This window comes from Rhodopseudomonas palustris (assembly GCF_007005445.1).
GTDB lineage: Bacteria > Pseudomonadota > Alphaproteobacteria > Rhizobiales > Xanthobacteraceae > Rhodopseudomonas > Rhodopseudomonas palustris_G.
Genome location: NZ_CP041387.1, coordinates 2,833,801 through 2,849,927, shown reverse-complemented (window position 1 = coordinate 2,849,927; position 16,127 = coordinate 2,833,801). Strand labels below are relative to the sequence as shown.

Sequence of the window (16,127 nt, the reverse complement as noted above, 5' to 3'; positions counted from 1 at the left end):
AGCGCCCCGGAATGACTCGCTGCAAGGGAGACGAAGCTCCGCCTACACCAGCGTCTCTTCTTCCGCCTTCTCGATCATTTCCTCGGTCGCGATCAGATTGCGGCGCGGCACCAGGAAGATCATCGCCGAGGCGCAGGCGAGCGCGGTTCCGAAGATCGCGATGTTGAGCGGCAGCGGCGTCGCGAAATGGCCGCCGAGCCAGGCGCCGGCCTGCGAACACAGCGAGCCGAACCCGAATTGGGTGAAGCCCATCAGACCGGAGGCGGTACCGGCGGCCTGCGGGCGGATGCTGATCGCGCCGGCGGCGGCGTTGGCCATCACTGCGGCGTTGCCGAACATGATGATCATGTGGGTGCCGAACAGCCAGCTCGGCACCTGATTCCAGCCGAGCACGCCCCACGCCAGATTGAGCGCCGCGCCGGCGATCTGCAAGCCGAGGCCGAACCAGATCAGCCGGTCGAGCGAATGCCGCGGCGAGAACTTCACGCAGAACAAATTGCCCATCAGATAGGCGAAGCCGGAGCTGGCGAACCAGGCGCCGTATTCGGCGCTGCTGCGGCCCATCTGCGTCACCACCACGTAGGGGCCGCCGCCGGCGAAGATGAAGATGATCGCCGAGGCCAGCACCTGGCACAGCACGTAGCCGATGAAGGCGTGGCTGCCGAACAGGCTGCGCAGGTCGGTGCGGAAGCCGCCGCGCTGCGCGGCCGGCGCGCCGCTGCGGCGGCTCGTTTCCGGCAGCGCCAGCGTGATCGCGGCGGCGACGACGATCGCTCCGGCGGTGACGGCGTAGAAGATCGCGCGCCAGCCGAACGCGGTTTCGATCACGCCGCCGGCGAGCGGGCTCAGCATCTGCGCGATCATCATCACGGCGATCACGAGGCTGAGCATGCCGCCGACGCGGTCGCGGCTGTAGAGGTCGCGGATGATGGCGCGGCTGATCACCATGCCCGAGGCGCCGCCGAGCGCCTGCAGGAAGCGCAAGCCGATCAGTTGCGGCAGCGTCTGTGCGAAGATGCAGCCGATGCTGGCCGCGACCATCAGCGCCAGCCCGCCGAGCAGCACCGGGCGGCGGCCGAACCGGTCGGACAACGGCCCCATGATCAACTGCGAGCAGGCCAGCCCGACCATGTAGAGCGACACGGTCATCTGCGCGACCGAGATGTCGCTGGAAAAATCGCTCGCCAGCACCGGCAGCGCCGGCACGAAGATGTACAGCGCGATCGGCGCCGCACCGTTCATCAGCACAAGCAGCAGGAGCAGCAGCTTCGACGGCGGCAGGTCGCGCCGGCTGGCGTCGATCATTGCGTATCTGCCGACGATTCCGTGCATGCGAGATCGGTTCCCGACGGGCCTGCCGTGGCGAAGGATGTGAGCTGGTGAAACGACTGTAGCCTGCCAGGGCAATGCTAACAGGCGGTTTTTCGGCATAAGGCTATGCGGAGGGCGGGCGGGGGCGCCCAAACCTCAGCCACGCGCCATTCCGGACAGCGCGCAGAAACTCTCGATTGTCATTCCGGGGCGCCGCGCAGCGGCGAACCCGGAATCTCGAGGTTAGCGTGCGCGGCGCAGCTCCAGGCCGTACGCGCTTCAGATTCCGGGTCCGCGAGCTGGCGCTCGCGCCCCGGAATGAATCGGGGAGAGGCCCACGCTCACCGCTTCAGACGCTCAGGGTGACTCGGGGAGAGGCTGTGCTCACTGCTCCTAAGCTTAGGATTGCAGCGGCGCGGTCGCCCCGTCGAGCCAAAGCCGGGTTGGGCCGTCGAGGTGGGGACGGACGGTTTCGCGGACGCGGGCGTGGTAGGCGTCGAGCCACGCCAGTTCCTCGGCGCTGAGCATCGCGACCTCGATCAGACGGCGGTCGATCGGCGCCAGCGTCAGGGCCTCGAAGCCGTTCATCGGCTTCTCGGCGCCGACGATCTGTTTCTCGACCACCAGTTCGAGATTCTCGATGCGGATGCCGTAACCGTCCGTCTTGTAGTAGCCGGGCTCGTTGGACAGGATCATGCCGCGCTTCAGCGGCGTGGTGCCGAGCTTGGAGATCCGCGCCGGGCCTTCGTGCACCGACAAATAGCTTCCGACGCCGTGGCCGGTGCCGTGCTCGAAATCGATTCCGGCCTGCCACAGGAACTGCCGCGCCAGCGTATCGAGCTGCGCGCCGGTGGTGCCGTCGGGAAACACCGCGCGGGCGATCGCCAGATGGCCGCGCAGCACGCGGGTGAAGCGGTCGCGCATCTCCGCCGAAGGCGTCCCGACCGCAATGGTGCGGGTGACGTCGGTGGTGCCGTCCTGATACTGCGCGCCGCTATCGATCAGCAGCAGGTCGCCGGGTTGGATGCGGCGGTTGCTTTTGCGGGTGACGCGATAATGCACGATCGCGCCGTTCGGCCCGGTGCCGGAGATGGTCGGGAACGACACGTCCTTGAGCGCGCCGGTGTCGCGGCGGAACGTCTCCAGCGCCTCCACCGCGTCGATCTCGGTCAGCGTGCCCTTCGGCGCCTCGGCATCGATGAAAGCGAGGAAGCGCGCCAGCGCCACCGCGTCGCGGCGATGCGCGGCGCGGGTGCCGTCGATCTCGGCTTGGTTCTTCACCGCCTTGAGCAGCGCCACTGGATCGGCGCCGCGCAGCGGCTTGCCGCCGGCCTCCTTGATCAGCCGGGTCAGCGCATCGGCCGCGGTGGCGCTGTCGAGCGCGATCGTCGCGCCGGTGTTGGCGAGCTCGCGCAACATCGGCGCCAGCTCGGCCGGCTCGGCGACCTCCGCGGTCTGTTCGAGATGGTCGCGCACGCTGTTCGACAGCTTGCGGCCGTCGATGAAGATGGTGGGGCGGCCATCCTTCGGCAGCAGCGCGTAGGACAGCGGCAGCGGCGTGTGCGAGACGTCGGCGCCGCGGATGTTGAAGGTCCAGGCGACCGCGTGGGAATCCGACAGCACCAGCGCATCGGCCTTCAGCCGCGCCAGCTCCTCGTTGATGCGGGCGAGCTTGCTGGCTTCGCTCTCGCCGGCAAATTCCACGCCGTGGACGCTGACCGGCCCGAGCGGCGGGGCGGGGCGCTCGCTCCACACTGCATCGACCGGATTGCCGTCGACTGCGACCAGCTCGGCGCCGGCCTTGGCGCAGGCGGCCTGCATCCGTTCGACTGCCGAAGAAGTGTGCAGCCACGGATCAAATCCGAGGCGATCACCGGCTTTCAGATGCGTCTCCAGCCAGCGCTCCGGCGGCGGTTCGACCAGCGACTCGATGCGCCACGCATTGCCGTCGACCTGTTTGGCGGCCTGCAAGGTGTAGCGGCCGTCGACGAACAAAGCGGCCTGATCGATCAGCACATACGCCAGACCGGCCGATCCGGTGAAGCCGGTGAGCCACGCCAGCCGCTCGTCGGACGGCGGCACATATTCGTTTTGTTGCTGATCGGCGCGGGGAATCGCAAATCCGGTGAGCTTGCGCCGCAGCAGCTCTTCGCGAAACGCCGACAGCCGCGCGGTGAGTGCGACGCCGCTCTCGGGCTCCTCGAAGCTCTGGAAATGCGACTCGAACATAGCGGTCTGCTCCCTCGACACGTTGCGCACGGCTCACGCGATATGCATAAAGTCCAGCTTATGGCACGAGTTATGCTTGATTTATCGAGCCCGCAAGAGACGGGCGCGAGCTCCGCAGTGCCCGCTGCACCACGCTCTGACAACGCGTCCGGGACAATCCCGGGAGTGTCTCAACTCAACGACGAGGTGATACACCATGCCTGCTTTTACGTTTGAGAAGATTTCCCCGCCGGTCCGCCCGGGTGGTACGCCTCCGAACGTCGAGCCCGAGCAGAAGCAGCCGCGTGGTGTCATCGTCCGCATCCTGGACCGCTTCGTCCAGTCGGCGGTCAGGCGCACCGACCCGAACGCCGACGCCCACAGCCGCTTCCCCGACAAGCCCGCGCACTGAGCGTTCGCTCAGCAGCGCTTCCCGTCAGAACGTCTTCACCAGCAGCAGGCTGCTCCAGCCTTCGATCACGAGCTGCCGCAGCAGCACGCAGCCGCGCGCCCGATAGGCCGCGATCACGCTCTGCGCCTGCGGCTGCAGCAGCCCGGACAGGATCACCAGCGCGCCAGGCGCCAAGTGCTCGCTCATCGGCTGGGCGAGGGTGCGCAGCGGATTGGCGAGGATGTTGGCCAGCACCAGATCGAACGGCGCGTGAGCGGCGAACACCGGCGAGGCGAAGCCGGTCGCCCATTCGGCCTGCACCAGATTGCCGACGCCGTTGAGCCGCGCGTTCTCGCGCGCGACCGCGACCGACTGCCTGTCGATGTCGGTGGCCAGCACGGTGTGGCGCAGCGCCTTGGCGGCGGCGATCGCCAGCACGCCGGTGCCGGTGCCGAGGTCGAGCACGCGCTGCGGCGGGCCGGCGCGCAGCACCAGGTCGAGCAGCGTCAGGCAGCCGCGGGTGGTGCCGTGATGGCCGGTGCCGAAGGCGAGCGCCGCTTCGATTTCGATGCCGAGCTTGTTGGCCGGGACGCGGTCGCGGTCGTGGCTGCCGTGGACGACGAAGCGGCCGGCCGGAACCGGCACCAGCCCTTCCAGGCTCGCCGCGACCCAGTCCTTGGCGGCGACGGTTTCGAGGCTGATCGCCTGCGCGGCCTCGGGGCCGGCGGCCTGCGCCACCAGTTCGCGGATGTGGTCGAGGTTCGGCTGCTCGCCGAAATGCAGCGCCACCTCCCAGCTCCGGTCCGGCCGCTCGAACGCCGCGATCGCCATCTCGGCCTCGTCGAAGCACTCGCCGAGCAGGTCGGTGACGCGGCGGGCGGTGGCCTCGTCGCCGAGCACGAAGCTGGCGCGGACGGTGGGGGCGGGATCAGTCATGGCAGGTCCGATGGTTGGCAGCGAAGGAGCGCGGCTGAAGTGATCTCTCAACAGATCGTCCACCGCTTCTGCGCCGGAAATGCACAGCTTGTCCATGACTTATGCACAGGGTTGAATCTGCCAGATTCACGGTTGTCCACAGCCTTCGCGCAACTTGTCGACAGATTCGTGCACAGCGTGACGAACGGCAGCGAAGCCTATGCGCGTGGGACAGAAAACGACTCGGAAGTTCTGTTACGCACACGCTTCCCAGAGTGGTCCGCGCCCGCGGATATCGGTTGCGAATAGATGCGCGGAACCAGTTCCGTGTCGGCTGCGTTTCAAGTTTTGGTTGTGAGAGTCCTATTGTCGCCTTGTTCTTTGGCCAATGGGTTCGCGCGCTTGGCCGCAGCTCCAATGACGGCGCCGCCAGCGACGATCCCGACAACGACATGAGGTTTGATGAGCAAGGCCAACGAAGTTCCGTGCGCGACCGCCACCCGGCGCCGAAAACTGTCTACGATGGTGGTCGTTTCAGCCTTGCTCGCGACCGTCGGCACGCCTGCGGCTTTCGCCGAGGGGCAGGGCGGCGTGACGCCGGTCGCTTTCCCGGCCGGGCAGACCGCCATTCCGGCAGGCGTCGACTGCGTCACGGTGCGCTACTACGTCAGCGAACACGGCCGGGCCAAGTCGATCGCCTGGGCGCTCAAGAACGGCTACAGCTTGGCTCAAATCGCCGAAGCCAAGCGCTGCCTGCGGGGGTGAAAGACGCTCCGCAGCGTACCCGTCGTCAACAAGTTTTCCACAACTTATCCACAGGCTTATCCCCCGACTTACCCACGGCTTGTGAACAAGCTGTGGTGGTCGTTGAGAATGGCGGCTGCGGCATTGTGGCCGGGGGCGCCGGTGACGCCGCCGCCGGGGTGGGCACCGCTGCCGCAGTGGTACAGGCCCTTCAGCGGGCCGCGATAGTCGGCATGGCCAAGCAGCGGGCGCGCCGAGAACAACTGGTTCAGGCTGAGCGCGCCGTGGAAGATGTCGCCGCCGACGAGACCGAACTCGCGTTCGAGGTCGAGCGGCGACAGGATCTGGCGGCCGAGCACGCTGGCGGCAAAGCCCGGCGCGTAGCGGTCGACGGTGGCGATCATCAGATCGGCGACTTCGTCGCGATGGTCGTCCCAGGAGGCGCCGTCCGGCAACTCGGGAGCGACGTGCTGGCAGAACAGGCTGGCGACGTGCTGTCCCTTCGGCGCCAGGCCGTCGTCGAGTGTCGACGGGATCAGCATCTCGACCACCGGCTCGCGGCTCCAGCCGTGGGCGCGCGCGTCCTGATAGGCACGGTCCATGTATCCGAGGCCCGGGGCGATGATGATGCCGGCGGTGAGGTGATCGCCGTCGCCGGGCAGCGCGGTGAACGATGGCAGATGCGACAGAGCGACATTCATCCGGAATGTGCCTGAGCCGGTCTTCCAGTGCTGCATCCGGCGGCGGACGTCGTCGGGCACGGCATCCTGCGGCAGCAGGCGGGTGTACAGCAGCTTCGGATTGACGTTGGATGCCACGAACCGCGCCCGCACGATGCGGCCGTCGTCGAGGGTGACGCCGACCACGCGATCCTTCTCGACCAGCACCTCGCGCACGCCAGCGGAGGTCTCGATCTCCGCGCCAGCGGCCCGCGCAGCCGCGGCCATTGCCTGGGTGATCGCGCCCATGCCGCCGAGTGCGTGGCCCCAGACGCCCTTCTTGCCGTTCACCTCGCCGAAGGCGTGATGCAGCATCACATAGGCCGAGCCGGCCGCGTACGGGCTGGCGTAGTTGCCGACGATGGCGTCGAAGCCGAACAGCGCCTTGACCAGATCGTGCTCGAACCTTGCATCGAGCATCTCGCCGGCCGAGCAGGTGAACAGGTCGAGCAGCAGTCGCTGCTGCTCGATGGTAAGAGCCCGCAGCCGGTTGGCGGTTCCGAGCGCGTTCAGGCTCTCGCGGATCGCCGGCAAGCCGAACTGCGCCACCAGATTGGGCGGCGCGCGCAGCACGAAGTGACGCAGCACGTCGGCGATGGTTTCGAGCTCGGCGGTGAACCCGCCGAACGCCGCGGCATCATGCGCGCTGAGCCGCGCCAGCGACGCCGCGGTATGGTTCGCGCCGGTGAGAAGATACTGGTCGTCCGGTGCGGGCAGGAAGTTCTGCGCCTTGCGCTCGACGATCCTGAGCCCGTGCTCGTGCAGCTTGAGGTCGGCGATCACTTTCGGATTGAGCAGGCTGACCGTGTAGGCCGCGACCGAATTGCGGAAGCCGGGGTGAAACTCCTGCGTCACCGCGGCGCCGCCGACCACGCTGCGGCGCTCCACCACCTTCACCTTCAATCCCGCGCGCGCCAGATAGGCCGCGCAGGTGAGGCCGTTGTGGCCGGCACCGATGATCAGGACGTCGGGATCGGACATCGGAAGGTTCCCGGGCCGGTGTGACAAGGGTGTTCGCGGCTGGTTTTGCCATCGTTCACGGAGCGACGCTAGGATGCGGCGCGTCACGGGCCTGCCGGAATTCATCGCCATGGCCGACAATGTCGAGCGTCCGCCGCGGCGGACCGCAGCAGGAGCCGCCATGACCGAATCGACCTTGGCCGCGGGCCCCAACAGCCCGGTGCGCAACCGGCAGATCCTGATCGTCTATACCATCGCGATCTTCGTCAGCGCGCTGCTGCTGTTCTCGGTGCAGCCATTGTTCACCAAGATGGTGCTGCCGCGGCTCGGCGGCTCGCCGGCGGTGTGGTCGGTGGCGATGGTATTCTTCCAATCGCTGCTGCTCGCCGGCTACGCCTATGCGCACGGGCTGAGCCGGTTTGCCGACCGCCGGGTGCCGGTCGTCGTCCATCTTCTGCTGCTTGTCGCGGCGCTGCTGACGCTGCCGCTGGCGATTGCGGACGGTTGGGGGACACCGCCGGCCAGCGGCTCCGCGTTCTGGCTGCTCGGCCTGTTCGCAGTGTCGATCGGCCTGCCGTTCTTCGCACTCGCCGCCAACAATCCGCTGCTGCAGGCGTGGTTCGTCCGCACCGGCCATCCCGACGGCCGTGATCCGTACTTCCTCTACGCCGCGTCCAACATCGGCAGCTTCCTGGCGCTATTGTCCTATCCGGTGCTGCTCGAGCCGATGCTGACGCTGCGGCTGCAGAACCTGGCGTGGACCGCCGGCTACGGCGTGCTGATCCTGCTGATCGCCGGCTGCGGCGTGCTGCTGCTGCGCGCGCCGGCAACGGCCGCGGCCGACGTCGCCGGTGAGGACAGCGACGCGCCGGCGCCGTCATGGCTGACGGTGGCGCGCTGGGTGTTCCTCGCCGCGGTACCGTCCGGGCTGCTGATCGCCGTCACCGCGCACATCTCAACCGACGTCGCCGCGGCGCCGCTGCTGTGGGTGCTGCCGCTGTCGCTGTACCTGCTGACGTGGGTGCTGGTGTTCCAGTCGCGGCCGCTGCTGCCCCACGGCGCGATGCTGGCGCTGCAGCCGGTCGCGATCGCGGTGATCATCGTGCTGCTGGCGTCGTCGGCCTCCGAGCACAATCTGCCGCTGACGCTCGGCGGGCACCTGATCTGCTTCTTCGTCATCGCGATGGCCAGCCATGGCGAGCTGGCGCGAACCCGGCCGCCGGCGCGGCATCTCACTGGCTTCTATGTGGCGCTGTCGTTCGGCGGCATGGTCGGCGGATTGTTCGCCGGGCTGGTGGCGCCGTACACGTTCTCCTGGATCGCCGAATATCCGATCCTGCTGGCGCTGGCAGTGCTGTGCCGACCGAAATTGCCGGAGCGCAGGCCGCAATGGTCGCTGGCGATCTGGCTGCTGATCGGGGCCGTTGCGGCGGTGCTGATCACCTCGGCGTTCACCGACGGCAAGCTGCACGACTGGCTCATGACCAACCGCGTGCTGATGATCGGCGACGTCGCCGCGTTCGCCGCCGTAATCGCGCTGGTACTTAACGGCGGCCGCGCCAAGCTGCTCGCGACCGTCGCGCTGGCGCTGCTGCTGATCCGGCTGTATCCGGCCGACGAGGGTCGGGTCGAGACGGTGCGCAGCTTCTTCGGTGTGCACAAGATCCAGGTGACGGCGGACGGCCGCTTTCATGTGCTGCTGCACGGCACCACGATCCACGGCGCCGAGCGGGTGCGCAACGACGACGGCACGCCGGTCACCGGGCGGCCGGAGCCGATCTCCTATTATTACAAGGACGGCGGCATCGGACAGGCGATCGCGGCGATCCGCGAACGCAAGGGCGGTCCGATCCGGGTCGCGGTGATCGGGCTCGGTTCCGGCACCCTGACCTGCGCGGCGGCGCCGGGCGAGCCGTGGCGGTTCTTCGAGATCGACCAGTCGATGATCGATACCGCGCGCGATCCGAAATATTTCAGCTTCGTCAGCAAATGCGCGCCGGACCTGCAGCCGGTGGTCGGAGATGCGCGGCTGACCTTCGCGCACGAACCGGACGGCGCTTACGACCTGATCATCGTCGACGCCTATTCGTCGGATGCGATTCCGATCCATCTTGCCACCCGCGAGGCGATGGCGATCTATGAATCCAAGCTGGCGCCGCAGGGCGCGGTGCTGATGCACGTCTCCAACCGCCATCTCGAACTGGCGAGCGTCGCGGTCGGCATCGCCGACGCCAACGGGCTGAAGAGCTGGGTGGCGTCGCACGATGCCGGGCGCGATGCCGACTACGTTTTCGCGACAACGGTGGTGATTTCGGCGATGGACCAAGCCGACATCGGCAACCTCGCCGGCAACGCAGACTGGCGCCTGACCGCGCCCCGCGCCGGCGAGCGGGCGTGGACCGACGATTATTCCAATATCCTCGGCGCGGTGTGGCGCCGGCTGCGCGACGGTGAGGACTAAGGGCCGCGCGCGTCGATCGAGTCGGTTTTTGTGCGGGTCAGTACGATGAGTAACCGCCCTCGTACCAGCCGCGCGGCTGGTAATAGCGCCGCGGCGCGTAGATCTGCTCGGCGTAGGAGTCGTTGCCCACGTAATAGCCGTATTGCGGCGGCGCCACGCGGCGATAGCCGGGAGGTGCCGGGTAACGGCGATCGTCGTCGCCACCTTCGGCCGGATAGATGTAGCCGTCGTCGGCGACCCGCGGGCGGACCGCGCGCGGCCGGCTCGGCAGCAGTTCTCCGGCGGCATCATAGCTCGGCGCCGCAGGAGCCGGTTCGGCGCGGGCGACCGCGTTGCCGTTCTTGGTCTTCAGCCGGGCCAGCGCCACCTGCGACGAGCCGCTCAGCGTCACCGTGGTATTGAGCACGCCTTCCTTCTGCACCAGCGCGAACAGCGTCGCGGCGTTGTCGCGTGACAGCCGGACGCAGCCGTGAGACACCGGCACGCCGAGCTTGCCGGCCGCATCGGTGCCGTGGATGGCGTGGCCGCGTTTGGTGAAGAAGATCGAATGCGGCATCGGCGCGTCGTCGAACTCCTTGGAATAATGGTCGGCTTCCATCCGGAAGGCCTGGAAATTGCCGTTCGGCGTTTCGTGCGATGGATTGCCGGTCGACACAGGCCAGCGATAGCGCTCGACGCCGTCGACGGCGACCGTCAGTTGCTGGCTGTCCTTGTCGACCGTGATGGCGACTTTCGCCTCTGCGGTGGTCGACACTGCCAGCAGGATCAGGCCGGTGAGAGAAACGAGATACGAACGCATGGTGCCGGCCTCCTGGCCCGATCCTGTCACTTCCTTGCCCGCCCGCCGGTAATATGCACAGCGGCCGCCCGAGTTTCCAGTTGCCGCCGCGCCGCAGCGGCAAAACCGTCGGCATCGTTAAGACGGCTTCGGCGACTCCGGCGGCAGCATCAAGACACCTGCGCGGCGAAATCTCGGCAGCACGGGAACCCGATCCGGGCCCGCGTGTTAATATGCCGCAGAGTCCGCGCCCGCCGTTCTGTCGGGCGTTTCAATCCGGAGGGACATCGATGAAGACCACTGCCAAAGCGCGTGCCGTTCGCGCCGAGCAAACCCCGTTCAAAGCGCTGTTCGCGGCTGCCGCTCTGGCGCTCGCGGTGCTGGCGATTCCGACCGCGGGTCATTCGCAGGGCATCGTGCGCGGCGCGGAGCAGGGCGCGCGCGAAGGCAATCGCGCCGCGGGGCCGGTCGGCGGCGTCGTCGGCGGCGCGATCGGTGCCGGCGTCGGCGGTGCGGTCGGTGCGGTGAACGGCGTGCTTGGCCTGCCGAACCAGGGCCCGCGCTATCGATATCACCGCGGCCATCGCTGCAAGGGCTACTACACCCGCAGCGGCAAGTTTCGCTGCTATCGCCGCTGAGGCGAGCGGTTCACAACCTGACGAGGCGCGGCCGGGCTGGCCGCGCCTTTTTCATGAAACGACATCTTTCATGAAACGACGTCGCAAGCAGTGAGAGTGTTCAGGACTTCAGGCGATAGCCGGTCTTGAAGATCCACCACACCACCGCCATGCACGCGAGCAGAAAGCCGAAGGTGGCGGCGACGCTGACCCCGATATCGACATCGGAGATCTCGTAGAAGCTCCAGCGGAAGCCGGAGACCAGATAGACCACCGGATTGAACAGCGCGATGGTCTGCCAGACCGGGGGCAGCATGGAGATCGAGTAGAAGCTGCCGCCGAGGAAGGTCAGCGGCGTGATGATCAACAGCGGCACCACCTGCAGTTTTTCGAAGCCGTCCGCCCAGATGCCGATAATGAAGCCGAGCAGGCTGAACGCCACAGCGGTCAGCACCAGGAAGCCGAACATCCACACCGGATGGGCGATGTGCAGCGGCACGAACAGGCCGGCGGTGGCGAGGATGATCAGGCCGAGAATGATCGACTTGGTTGCCGCGGCCCCGACATAGCCGAGCGCGATCTCCAGGAACGAGGCCGGGGCGGACAGGATCTCGTAGATCGTGCCGGTGAATTTCGGGAAGTAGATGCCGAACGAGGCGTTGGCGACGCTCTGCGTCAGCACGCTGAGCATGATCAGGCCGGGAACGATGAAGCTACCGTAGCTGACGCCTTCGACTTGATCGATCCGCGAGCCGATCGCGGCGCCGAACACGATGAAATACAGCGAGGTCGACAGCACCGGCGAGACGATGCTCTGCATCAGCGTCCGCCAGGTTCGCGCCATTTCGAACAGATAGATCGCGCGGATCGCCCGCCAGTTCATGCTCACGCCCTCACCAGGCTGACGAAGATCTCCTCCAGCGAGCTTTGGCTGGTGTCGAGATCGTGGAAACGGATGCCGGCGGCGCGGACGTCGCCGAGCAGGGCGGTGATGCCGGTGTGCTCGGCGCGGGTGTCGTAGGTGTAGATCAGCTTGCTGCGGTCGTCCGACAGCGTCAGGCCGTAGGCGGCGAGCTGCGGCGGCACCGCCTCGATCGGATCGTCGAGATACAGCTTGAGCTGCTTCTTGCCGAGCTTCTGCATCAGCGCCGATTTCTCGTCGACCAGGATCAGTTCGCCGTTGTTGATGACGCCGACCCGGTCGGCCATCTCCTCGGCTTCCTCGATGTAGTGCGTGGTCAGGATGATGGTGACGCCGGCTTTCTGCAGCTCGCGCACCACCTCCCACATCCCCTTGCGCAGCTCGACGTCGACGCCGGCGGTCGGCTCGTCGAGAAACAGGATCCGCGGCTCGTGGCTCAGCGCCTTGGCGATCATCACCCGGCGCTTCATGCCGCCGGACAGCGTCATGATCCGGCTGTCCTTGCGGTCCCACAGCGACAGGTCGCGCAGCACCTTTTCGATATGCGCCGGGTTCTTCGGCTTGCCGAACAGCCCGCGGGAGAAGCTGACCGTATCCCACACCGATTCGAACGCGTCGGTGTGCAGCTCCTGCGGCACCAGCCCGATCATCTCGCGCGCTGCGCGGTATTGTTCGACGATGTTGTGACCGCCGACGGTGATGCTGCCGGAGCTGGCCTGCACCAGCCCGCAGATCGTGCCGATCAGCGTGGTCTTGCCGGCGCCGTTCGGTCCGAGCAGAGCGAAAATCTCGCCGCCCATGATGTCGAGGCTGACGCCGTTCAGCGCCTTGCGCCCGGTGCCGTAGGTCTTGCTCAGATTCTTGACGGAAATGATCGGGGCCATGCGGGCTCGCGAAGCTTCGGGCGCGGGGAAGGGCGGAACGCAGCCGGGGGGCGCGGGCGGCTTACATAAGGACGGCCGAGCGCGGGCGCAACCGACAGGGGGACGGGACGAATCCGGAGGAAACGCCCAAATCTGTTGCGAGAATTCGAATCGCATTTTGGCACCGTCATGCCCGGCCTTGTGCCGGGCATCCACGTCTTTCAAACGCTGCAGCCTGGAGAACGTGGATGGCCGGGACGAGCCCGGCCATGACGGAAATCTGCTATTCGGCAGCGCCCGCGCCGGCGGAATACTCGATCAGCGCGACGATCGCGTCCTTGCTCGCCTCGACGAACGCCGGGTCTCTGTTCAACTCGTCGATCGTGCGCGGCGGATTGAACACGATCGCGCCGTCCGGATCCTCCGCCGCGAAGGAGAGAAGCTCGGCGGCTTCTTCTTCGGCTTCGTCGATCGTCTCGCCGGCGGTGACGACACCCGGAATGTCGGGAAACGACACGCTGTAGCTGCCGTCGGCGTCCTGATGGATCAAGGCGACGTAGTGCACCATCAGACCCGCTCCACGAAACTGTCGACCACCTTCTTCTCGCCGGCCTTGTCGAACGCGATGGTGAGTTTGTTGCCGTCGATCTTGGTGACGTGGCCGTAGCCGAACTTCTGGTGGAAGACGCGATCTTTCAGCGAGAACGCGGACTCGGTGCCGGTGGATTTGGCGACCAGCTCGCCCTCGATGGTGAAGGGCGCGCGGCGGGTGGTGCCGGACGAGTAGGACGCCCCGCTTTCGCCGAAGCCGCCGCTGCGGCCGCCGGTGCTGCCGCCACTGCTGCGGCCGCGATTGGCCTGGGCGCGCTGCCAACCCGGCGTCGAATAGCTCGAGCCGAACGACTCGACATTGTCGAACCGCGACGGGCCATAGCCGCTCATGCCGCCCCAGCCGGAGCCGCCTTTCGACTCGGTTATCTCGACATTGGCGGCCGGCAGTTCGTCGAGGAAGCGCGACGGGATCGTCGTGTTCCAGGTGCCGTGGATGCGGCGGTTGGTGGCGAAGTACAACTTTGCCCGCTTGCGGGCGCGGGTGATGCCGACATGGGCGAGGCGGCGCTCTTCCTCGAGGCCGGCCCGGCCCTGTTCGTCGAGCGCGCGCTGATGCGGAAACAGACCTTCCTCCCAGCCGGGCAGGAACACGGTCTCGAATTCCAGGCCCTTGGCGGAGTGCAGCGTCATCACGCTGACGGCGTCTTCATCCGCGCCGCCGTCGCGGTCCATCACCAGCGAGATGTGCTCCAGGAAACCCTGAAGATTCTCGAACTCGTCCATCGAGCGGACGAGTTCTTTCAGGTTCTCCAGCCGGCCGGCGGCGTCGGCGGAGCGGTCCTTCTGCCACATCTCGGTGTAGCCGCTCTCGTCGAGCACGATCTCGGCGAGTTCAGTGTGGGGCAGGGCGTCGCGCTGCACCTGCCAGCGTTCGAAATTCTCGATCAGGCCGCGCAGGCTGCCGCGCGCCTTCGGCTTCAGCTCGTCGGTGTCGATCACCATCCGGGCCGCCTCGAACAGCGGCATGCGGCGCTTGCGGGCATGGTCGTGCAACATCTGCACGGTGGCGTCGCCGAGGCCGCGCTTCGGCACGTTGACGATGCGTTCGAACGCGAGGTCGTCGGCCGGTGAGTTGATCACCCGCAAATACGCCAGTGCATCGCGGATTTCGGCGCGCTCATAAAAGCGCGGGCCGCCGATCACGCGGTAGGGCAGGCCGAGCGTGACGAAGCGATCTTCGAATTCGCGCATCTGGAACGAGGCGCGCACCAGAATGGCGATCTCGTTCAGCGCATGGCCCTGGCGTTGCAGTTGCTCGATTTCCTCGCCGATCGCGCGGGCTTCTTCTTCCGAATCCCACGCGCCGGTGACGGTGACCATCTCGCCGTCGACATCCTCGGTGCGCAGCGTCTTGCCGAGCCGGCCTTCATTGTGCGCGATCAGGTGTGAGGCGGCAGCGAGGATGTGGCCGGTCGAGCGATAATTGCGCTCCAGGCGAATGACCTTGGCGCCAGGGAAGTCGTGGTCGAAGCGCAGGATGTTGTCGACCTCGGCGCCGCGCCAGCCGTAGATCGACTGATCGTCATCGCCGACGCAGCAGATGTTCTTGGGGGGCGTGTCGTGCGTTGCCACGACTGCAGCCTGCTCCCTCTCCCCACCGGGGAGAGGGGTGGGGTGAGGGGGCACCGCGCTCTCGGACGACCGTTGCCCCTCACCCGGCGAGCTGCGCTCGCCGACCTCTCCCCGATGGGGAGAGGTGAGCAGGGTCTCGACGTCGCGTGTGGGTCTAGGCGTGGCGGGCGTCTGCGACAGCAGCCGCAGCCACAGATATTGCGCGACGTTCGTGTCCTGATACTCGTCGACCAGGATGAACTTGAAGCGGTTCTGATACTGCCGCAGCACGTCGGGGTGTTCGCGGAACAGTCGGATGTTCTCCAGCAAGAGGTCGCCGAAATCGGCGGCGTTGAGGATCTTCAGCCGCTCCTGATACTGCGCGTAGAGCTTGCCGCCGCGGCCGTTGCCGAACATCGCGGCTTCGCCGGCCGGGACCTGCGACGGCGTCAGGCCGCGGTTCTTCCAGCCGTCGATCAGCCCGGCCAGCATCCGTGCCGGCCAGCGCTTGTCGTCGATATTGTCGGCGGCGAGGAGTTGCTTCAGCAGCCGGATCTGGTCGTCGGTGTCGAGCACCGTGAAGTTCGAAGTGAGCTGCACCAGCTCGGCGTGATAGCGCAGGATGCGGCCGCCGATCGAATGGAAGGTGCCGAGCCACGGCATGCCTTCGACCGCCTGGCCGAGCATCTGGCCGAGCCGCAGCTTCATCTCGCGCGCGGCCTTGTTGGTGAAGGTCACCGACAGGATCTCGGCGGGCCGGGCGCGGCCGGTGGAGAGGATGTGGGCGATCCGCGTGGTCAGCACACGGGTCTTGCCGGTGCCGGCGCCGGCCAGCACCAGTACCGGGCCGTCCAGTGTCTCAACGGCGTCGCGCTGCTCCGGGTTGAGGCCGGACAAATAAGCCGGGCCGGCCGCGGCGCGGGCACGCGCGGCGATGCCGCCGGCGGCGGGCTGATAGCTGGAGAGGTCGAGAGGCTGGCGCTTGGTCGGATCGGTCATGCGAATCGTTTTACCACCCACAGCCGCGCTGCGGGGCCCGAAGAGGAGCCTTTAGAGCAGGATTATCCGCCGATAT

General features: G+C 67.1%; 13 protein-coding genes. 4 read left to right on the top strand and 9 right to left on the bottom strand.

Annotation, left to right across the window (positions count from 1 at the left end):
* Positions 1 to 42 precede the first annotated feature (42 nt).
* Positions 43 to 1,332: a multidrug effflux MFS transporter gene (locus FLL57_RS13060; protein WP_142883107.1), complete on the bottom strand. Its 1,290-nt coding sequence runs from the start codon at positions 1,330 to 1,332 to the stop codon at positions 43 to 45.
* A 378-nt stretch (positions 1,333 to 1,710) separates the two neighbouring features.
* On the bottom strand, positions 1,711 to 3,540 hold the full coding sequence (locus tag FLL57_RS13055) for an aminopeptidase P family protein (protein WP_142883106.1): 1,830 nt from the start codon (positions 3,538 to 3,540) through the stop codon (positions 1,711 to 1,713).
* A 196-nt stretch (positions 3,541 to 3,736) separates the two neighbouring features.
* Between FLL57_RS13055 and FLL57_RS13050 the strand changes: the two genes are divergently transcribed.
* The gene (locus FLL57_RS13050) at positions 3,737 to 3,931 is read left to right on the top strand and encodes a hypothetical protein (protein WP_013501598.1); all 195 of its coding nucleotides are present in this window, start codon (positions 3,737 to 3,739) and stop codon (positions 3,929 to 3,931) included.
* Positions 3,932 to 3,955: 24 nt separating this feature from the next.
* Here the strand turns inward: FLL57_RS13050 and FLL57_RS13045 are convergent, their stop codons facing one another.
* On the bottom strand, positions 3,956 to 4,846 hold the full coding sequence (locus FLL57_RS13045) for a 50S ribosomal protein L11 methyltransferase (RefSeq protein ID WP_142883105.1): 891 nt from the start codon (positions 4,844 to 4,846) through the stop codon (positions 3,956 to 3,958).
* A 441-nt stretch (positions 4,847 to 5,287) separates the two neighbouring features.
* Here FLL57_RS13045 and FLL57_RS13040 point away from each other — a divergent pair, with 441 nt between their 5' ends.
* A complete protein-coding gene (locus tag FLL57_RS13040) occupies positions 5,288 to 5,590 on the top strand; it encodes a hypothetical protein (protein ID WP_142883104.1) in 303 nt (100 codons plus the stop codon).
* 68 nt (positions 5,591 to 5,658) lie between these two features.
* On the opposite strand, the gene FLL57_RS13035 is transcribed toward FLL57_RS13040, so the two are convergent.
* Positions 5,659 to 7,269 carry a phytoene desaturase family protein gene (locus tag FLL57_RS13035; RefSeq protein WP_142883103.1) on the bottom strand — a complete coding sequence of 537 codons (1,611 nt, stop codon included), beginning with the start codon at positions 7,267 to 7,269 and terminating at the stop codon, positions 5,659 to 5,661.
* A gap of 160 nt (positions 7,270 to 7,429) precedes the next feature.
* On the opposite strand from FLL57_RS13035, the gene FLL57_RS13030 reads away from it, so the two are divergent.
* Positions 7,430 to 9,709: a spermidine synthase gene (locus tag FLL57_RS13030; RefSeq protein WP_142884210.1), complete on the top strand. Its 2,280-nt coding sequence runs from the start codon at positions 7,430 to 7,432 to the stop codon at positions 9,707 to 9,709.
* A 37-nt stretch (positions 9,710 to 9,746) separates the two neighbouring features.
* Here the strand turns inward: FLL57_RS13030 and FLL57_RS13025 are convergent, their stop codons facing one another.
* The gene (locus FLL57_RS13025; RefSeq protein ID WP_142883102.1) at positions 9,747 to 10,508 is read right to left on the bottom strand and encodes a L,D-transpeptidase; all 762 of its coding nucleotides are present in this window, start codon (positions 10,506 to 10,508) and stop codon (positions 9,747 to 9,749) included.
* 269 nt (positions 10,509 to 10,777) lie between these two features.
* On the opposite strand from FLL57_RS13025, the gene FLL57_RS13020 reads away from it, so the two are divergent.
* Entirely contained in the window at positions 10,778 to 11,125 is a 348-nt protein-coding gene (locus FLL57_RS13020) for a hypothetical protein (protein WP_013501604.1), read from the top strand.
* A 100-nt stretch (positions 11,126 to 11,225) separates the two neighbouring features.
* Here FLL57_RS13020 and FLL57_RS13015 read toward each other — a convergent pair whose 3' ends face one another.
* From FLL57_RS13015 to FLL57_RS13000, 4 genes are all read right to left on the bottom strand, one after another.
* Complete coding sequence (locus FLL57_RS13015) at positions 11,226 to 11,987, bottom strand: ABC transporter permease (protein WP_013501605.1); 762 nt, start codon at positions 11,985 to 11,987, stop codon at positions 11,226 to 11,228.
* A 2-nt stretch (positions 11,988 to 11,989) separates the two neighbouring features.
* Positions 11,990 to 12,910, bottom strand: a complete 921-nt coding sequence (locus FLL57_RS13010; RefSeq protein WP_142883101.1) for an ABC transporter ATP-binding protein — start codon at positions 12,908 to 12,910, stop codon at positions 11,990 to 11,992.
* A 262-nt stretch (positions 12,911 to 13,172) separates the two neighbouring features.
* Positions 13,173 to 13,457 carry a type II toxin-antitoxin system HicB family antitoxin gene (locus FLL57_RS13005; RefSeq protein ID WP_142883100.1) on the bottom strand — a complete coding sequence of 95 codons (285 nt, stop codon included), beginning with the start codon at positions 13,455 to 13,457 and terminating at the stop codon, positions 13,173 to 13,175.
* A complete protein-coding gene (locus FLL57_RS13000; RefSeq protein WP_142883099.1) occupies positions 13,457 to 16,051 on the bottom strand; it encodes an ATP-dependent helicase in 2,595 nt (864 codons plus the stop codon). The genes FLL57_RS13005 and FLL57_RS13000 overlap by 1 nt, the downstream gene beginning before the upstream one ends.
* Between the last annotated feature and the right edge of the window lie 76 nt (positions 16,052 to 16,127).

What these genes read in the sequence shown, in the direction of transcription:
- FLL57_RS13060 (WP_142883107.1), bottom strand. Translation starts at nt 1,332, where the DNA reads ATGCACGGAATCGTCGGCAGATACGCAATGATCGACGCCAGCCGGCGC.
- FLL57_RS13055 (WP_142883106.1), bottom strand. Translation starts at nt 3,540, where the DNA reads ATGTTCGAGTCGCATTTCCAGAGCTTCGAGGAGCCCGAGAGCGGCGTC.
- FLL57_RS13050 (WP_013501598.1), top strand. Translation starts at nt 3,737, where the DNA reads ATGCCTGCTTTTACGTTTGAGAAGATTTCCCCGCCGGTCCGCCCGGGT.
- FLL57_RS13045 (WP_142883105.1), bottom strand. Translation starts at nt 4,846, where the DNA reads ATGACTGATCCCGCCCCCACCGTCCGCGCCAGCTTCGTGCTCGGCGAC.
- FLL57_RS13040 (WP_142883104.1), top strand. Translation starts at nt 5,288, where the DNA reads ATGAGCAAGGCCAACGAAGTTCCGTGCGCGACCGCCACCCGGCGCCGA.
- FLL57_RS13035 (WP_142883103.1), bottom strand. Translation starts at nt 7,269, where the DNA reads ATGTCCGATCCCGACGTCCTGATCATCGGTGCCGGCCACAACGGCCTC.
- FLL57_RS13030 (WP_142884210.1), top strand. Translation starts at nt 7,430, where the DNA reads ATGACCGAATCGACCTTGGCCGCGGGCCCCAACAGCCCGGTGCGCAAC.
- FLL57_RS13025 (WP_142883102.1), bottom strand. Translation starts at nt 10,508, where the DNA reads ATGCGTTCGTATCTCGTTTCTCTCACCGGCCTGATCCTGCTGGCAGTG.
- FLL57_RS13020 (WP_013501604.1), top strand. Translation starts at nt 10,778, where the DNA reads ATGAAGACCACTGCCAAAGCGCGTGCCGTTCGCGCCGAGCAAACCCCG.
- FLL57_RS13015 (WP_013501605.1), bottom strand. Translation starts at nt 11,987, where the DNA reads ATGAACTGGCGGGCGATCCGCGCGATCTATCTGTTCGAAATGGCGCGA.
- FLL57_RS13010 (WP_142883101.1), bottom strand. Translation starts at nt 12,910, where the DNA reads ATGGCCCCGATCATTTCCGTCAAGAATCTGAGCAAGACCTACGGCACC.
- FLL57_RS13005 (WP_142883100.1), bottom strand. Translation starts at nt 13,457, where the DNA reads ATGGTGCACTACGTCGCCTTGATCCATCAGGACGCCGACGGCAGCTAC.
- FLL57_RS13000 (WP_142883099.1), bottom strand. Translation starts at nt 16,051, where the DNA reads ATGACCGATCCGACCAAGCGCCAGCCTCTCGACCTCTCCAGCTATCAG.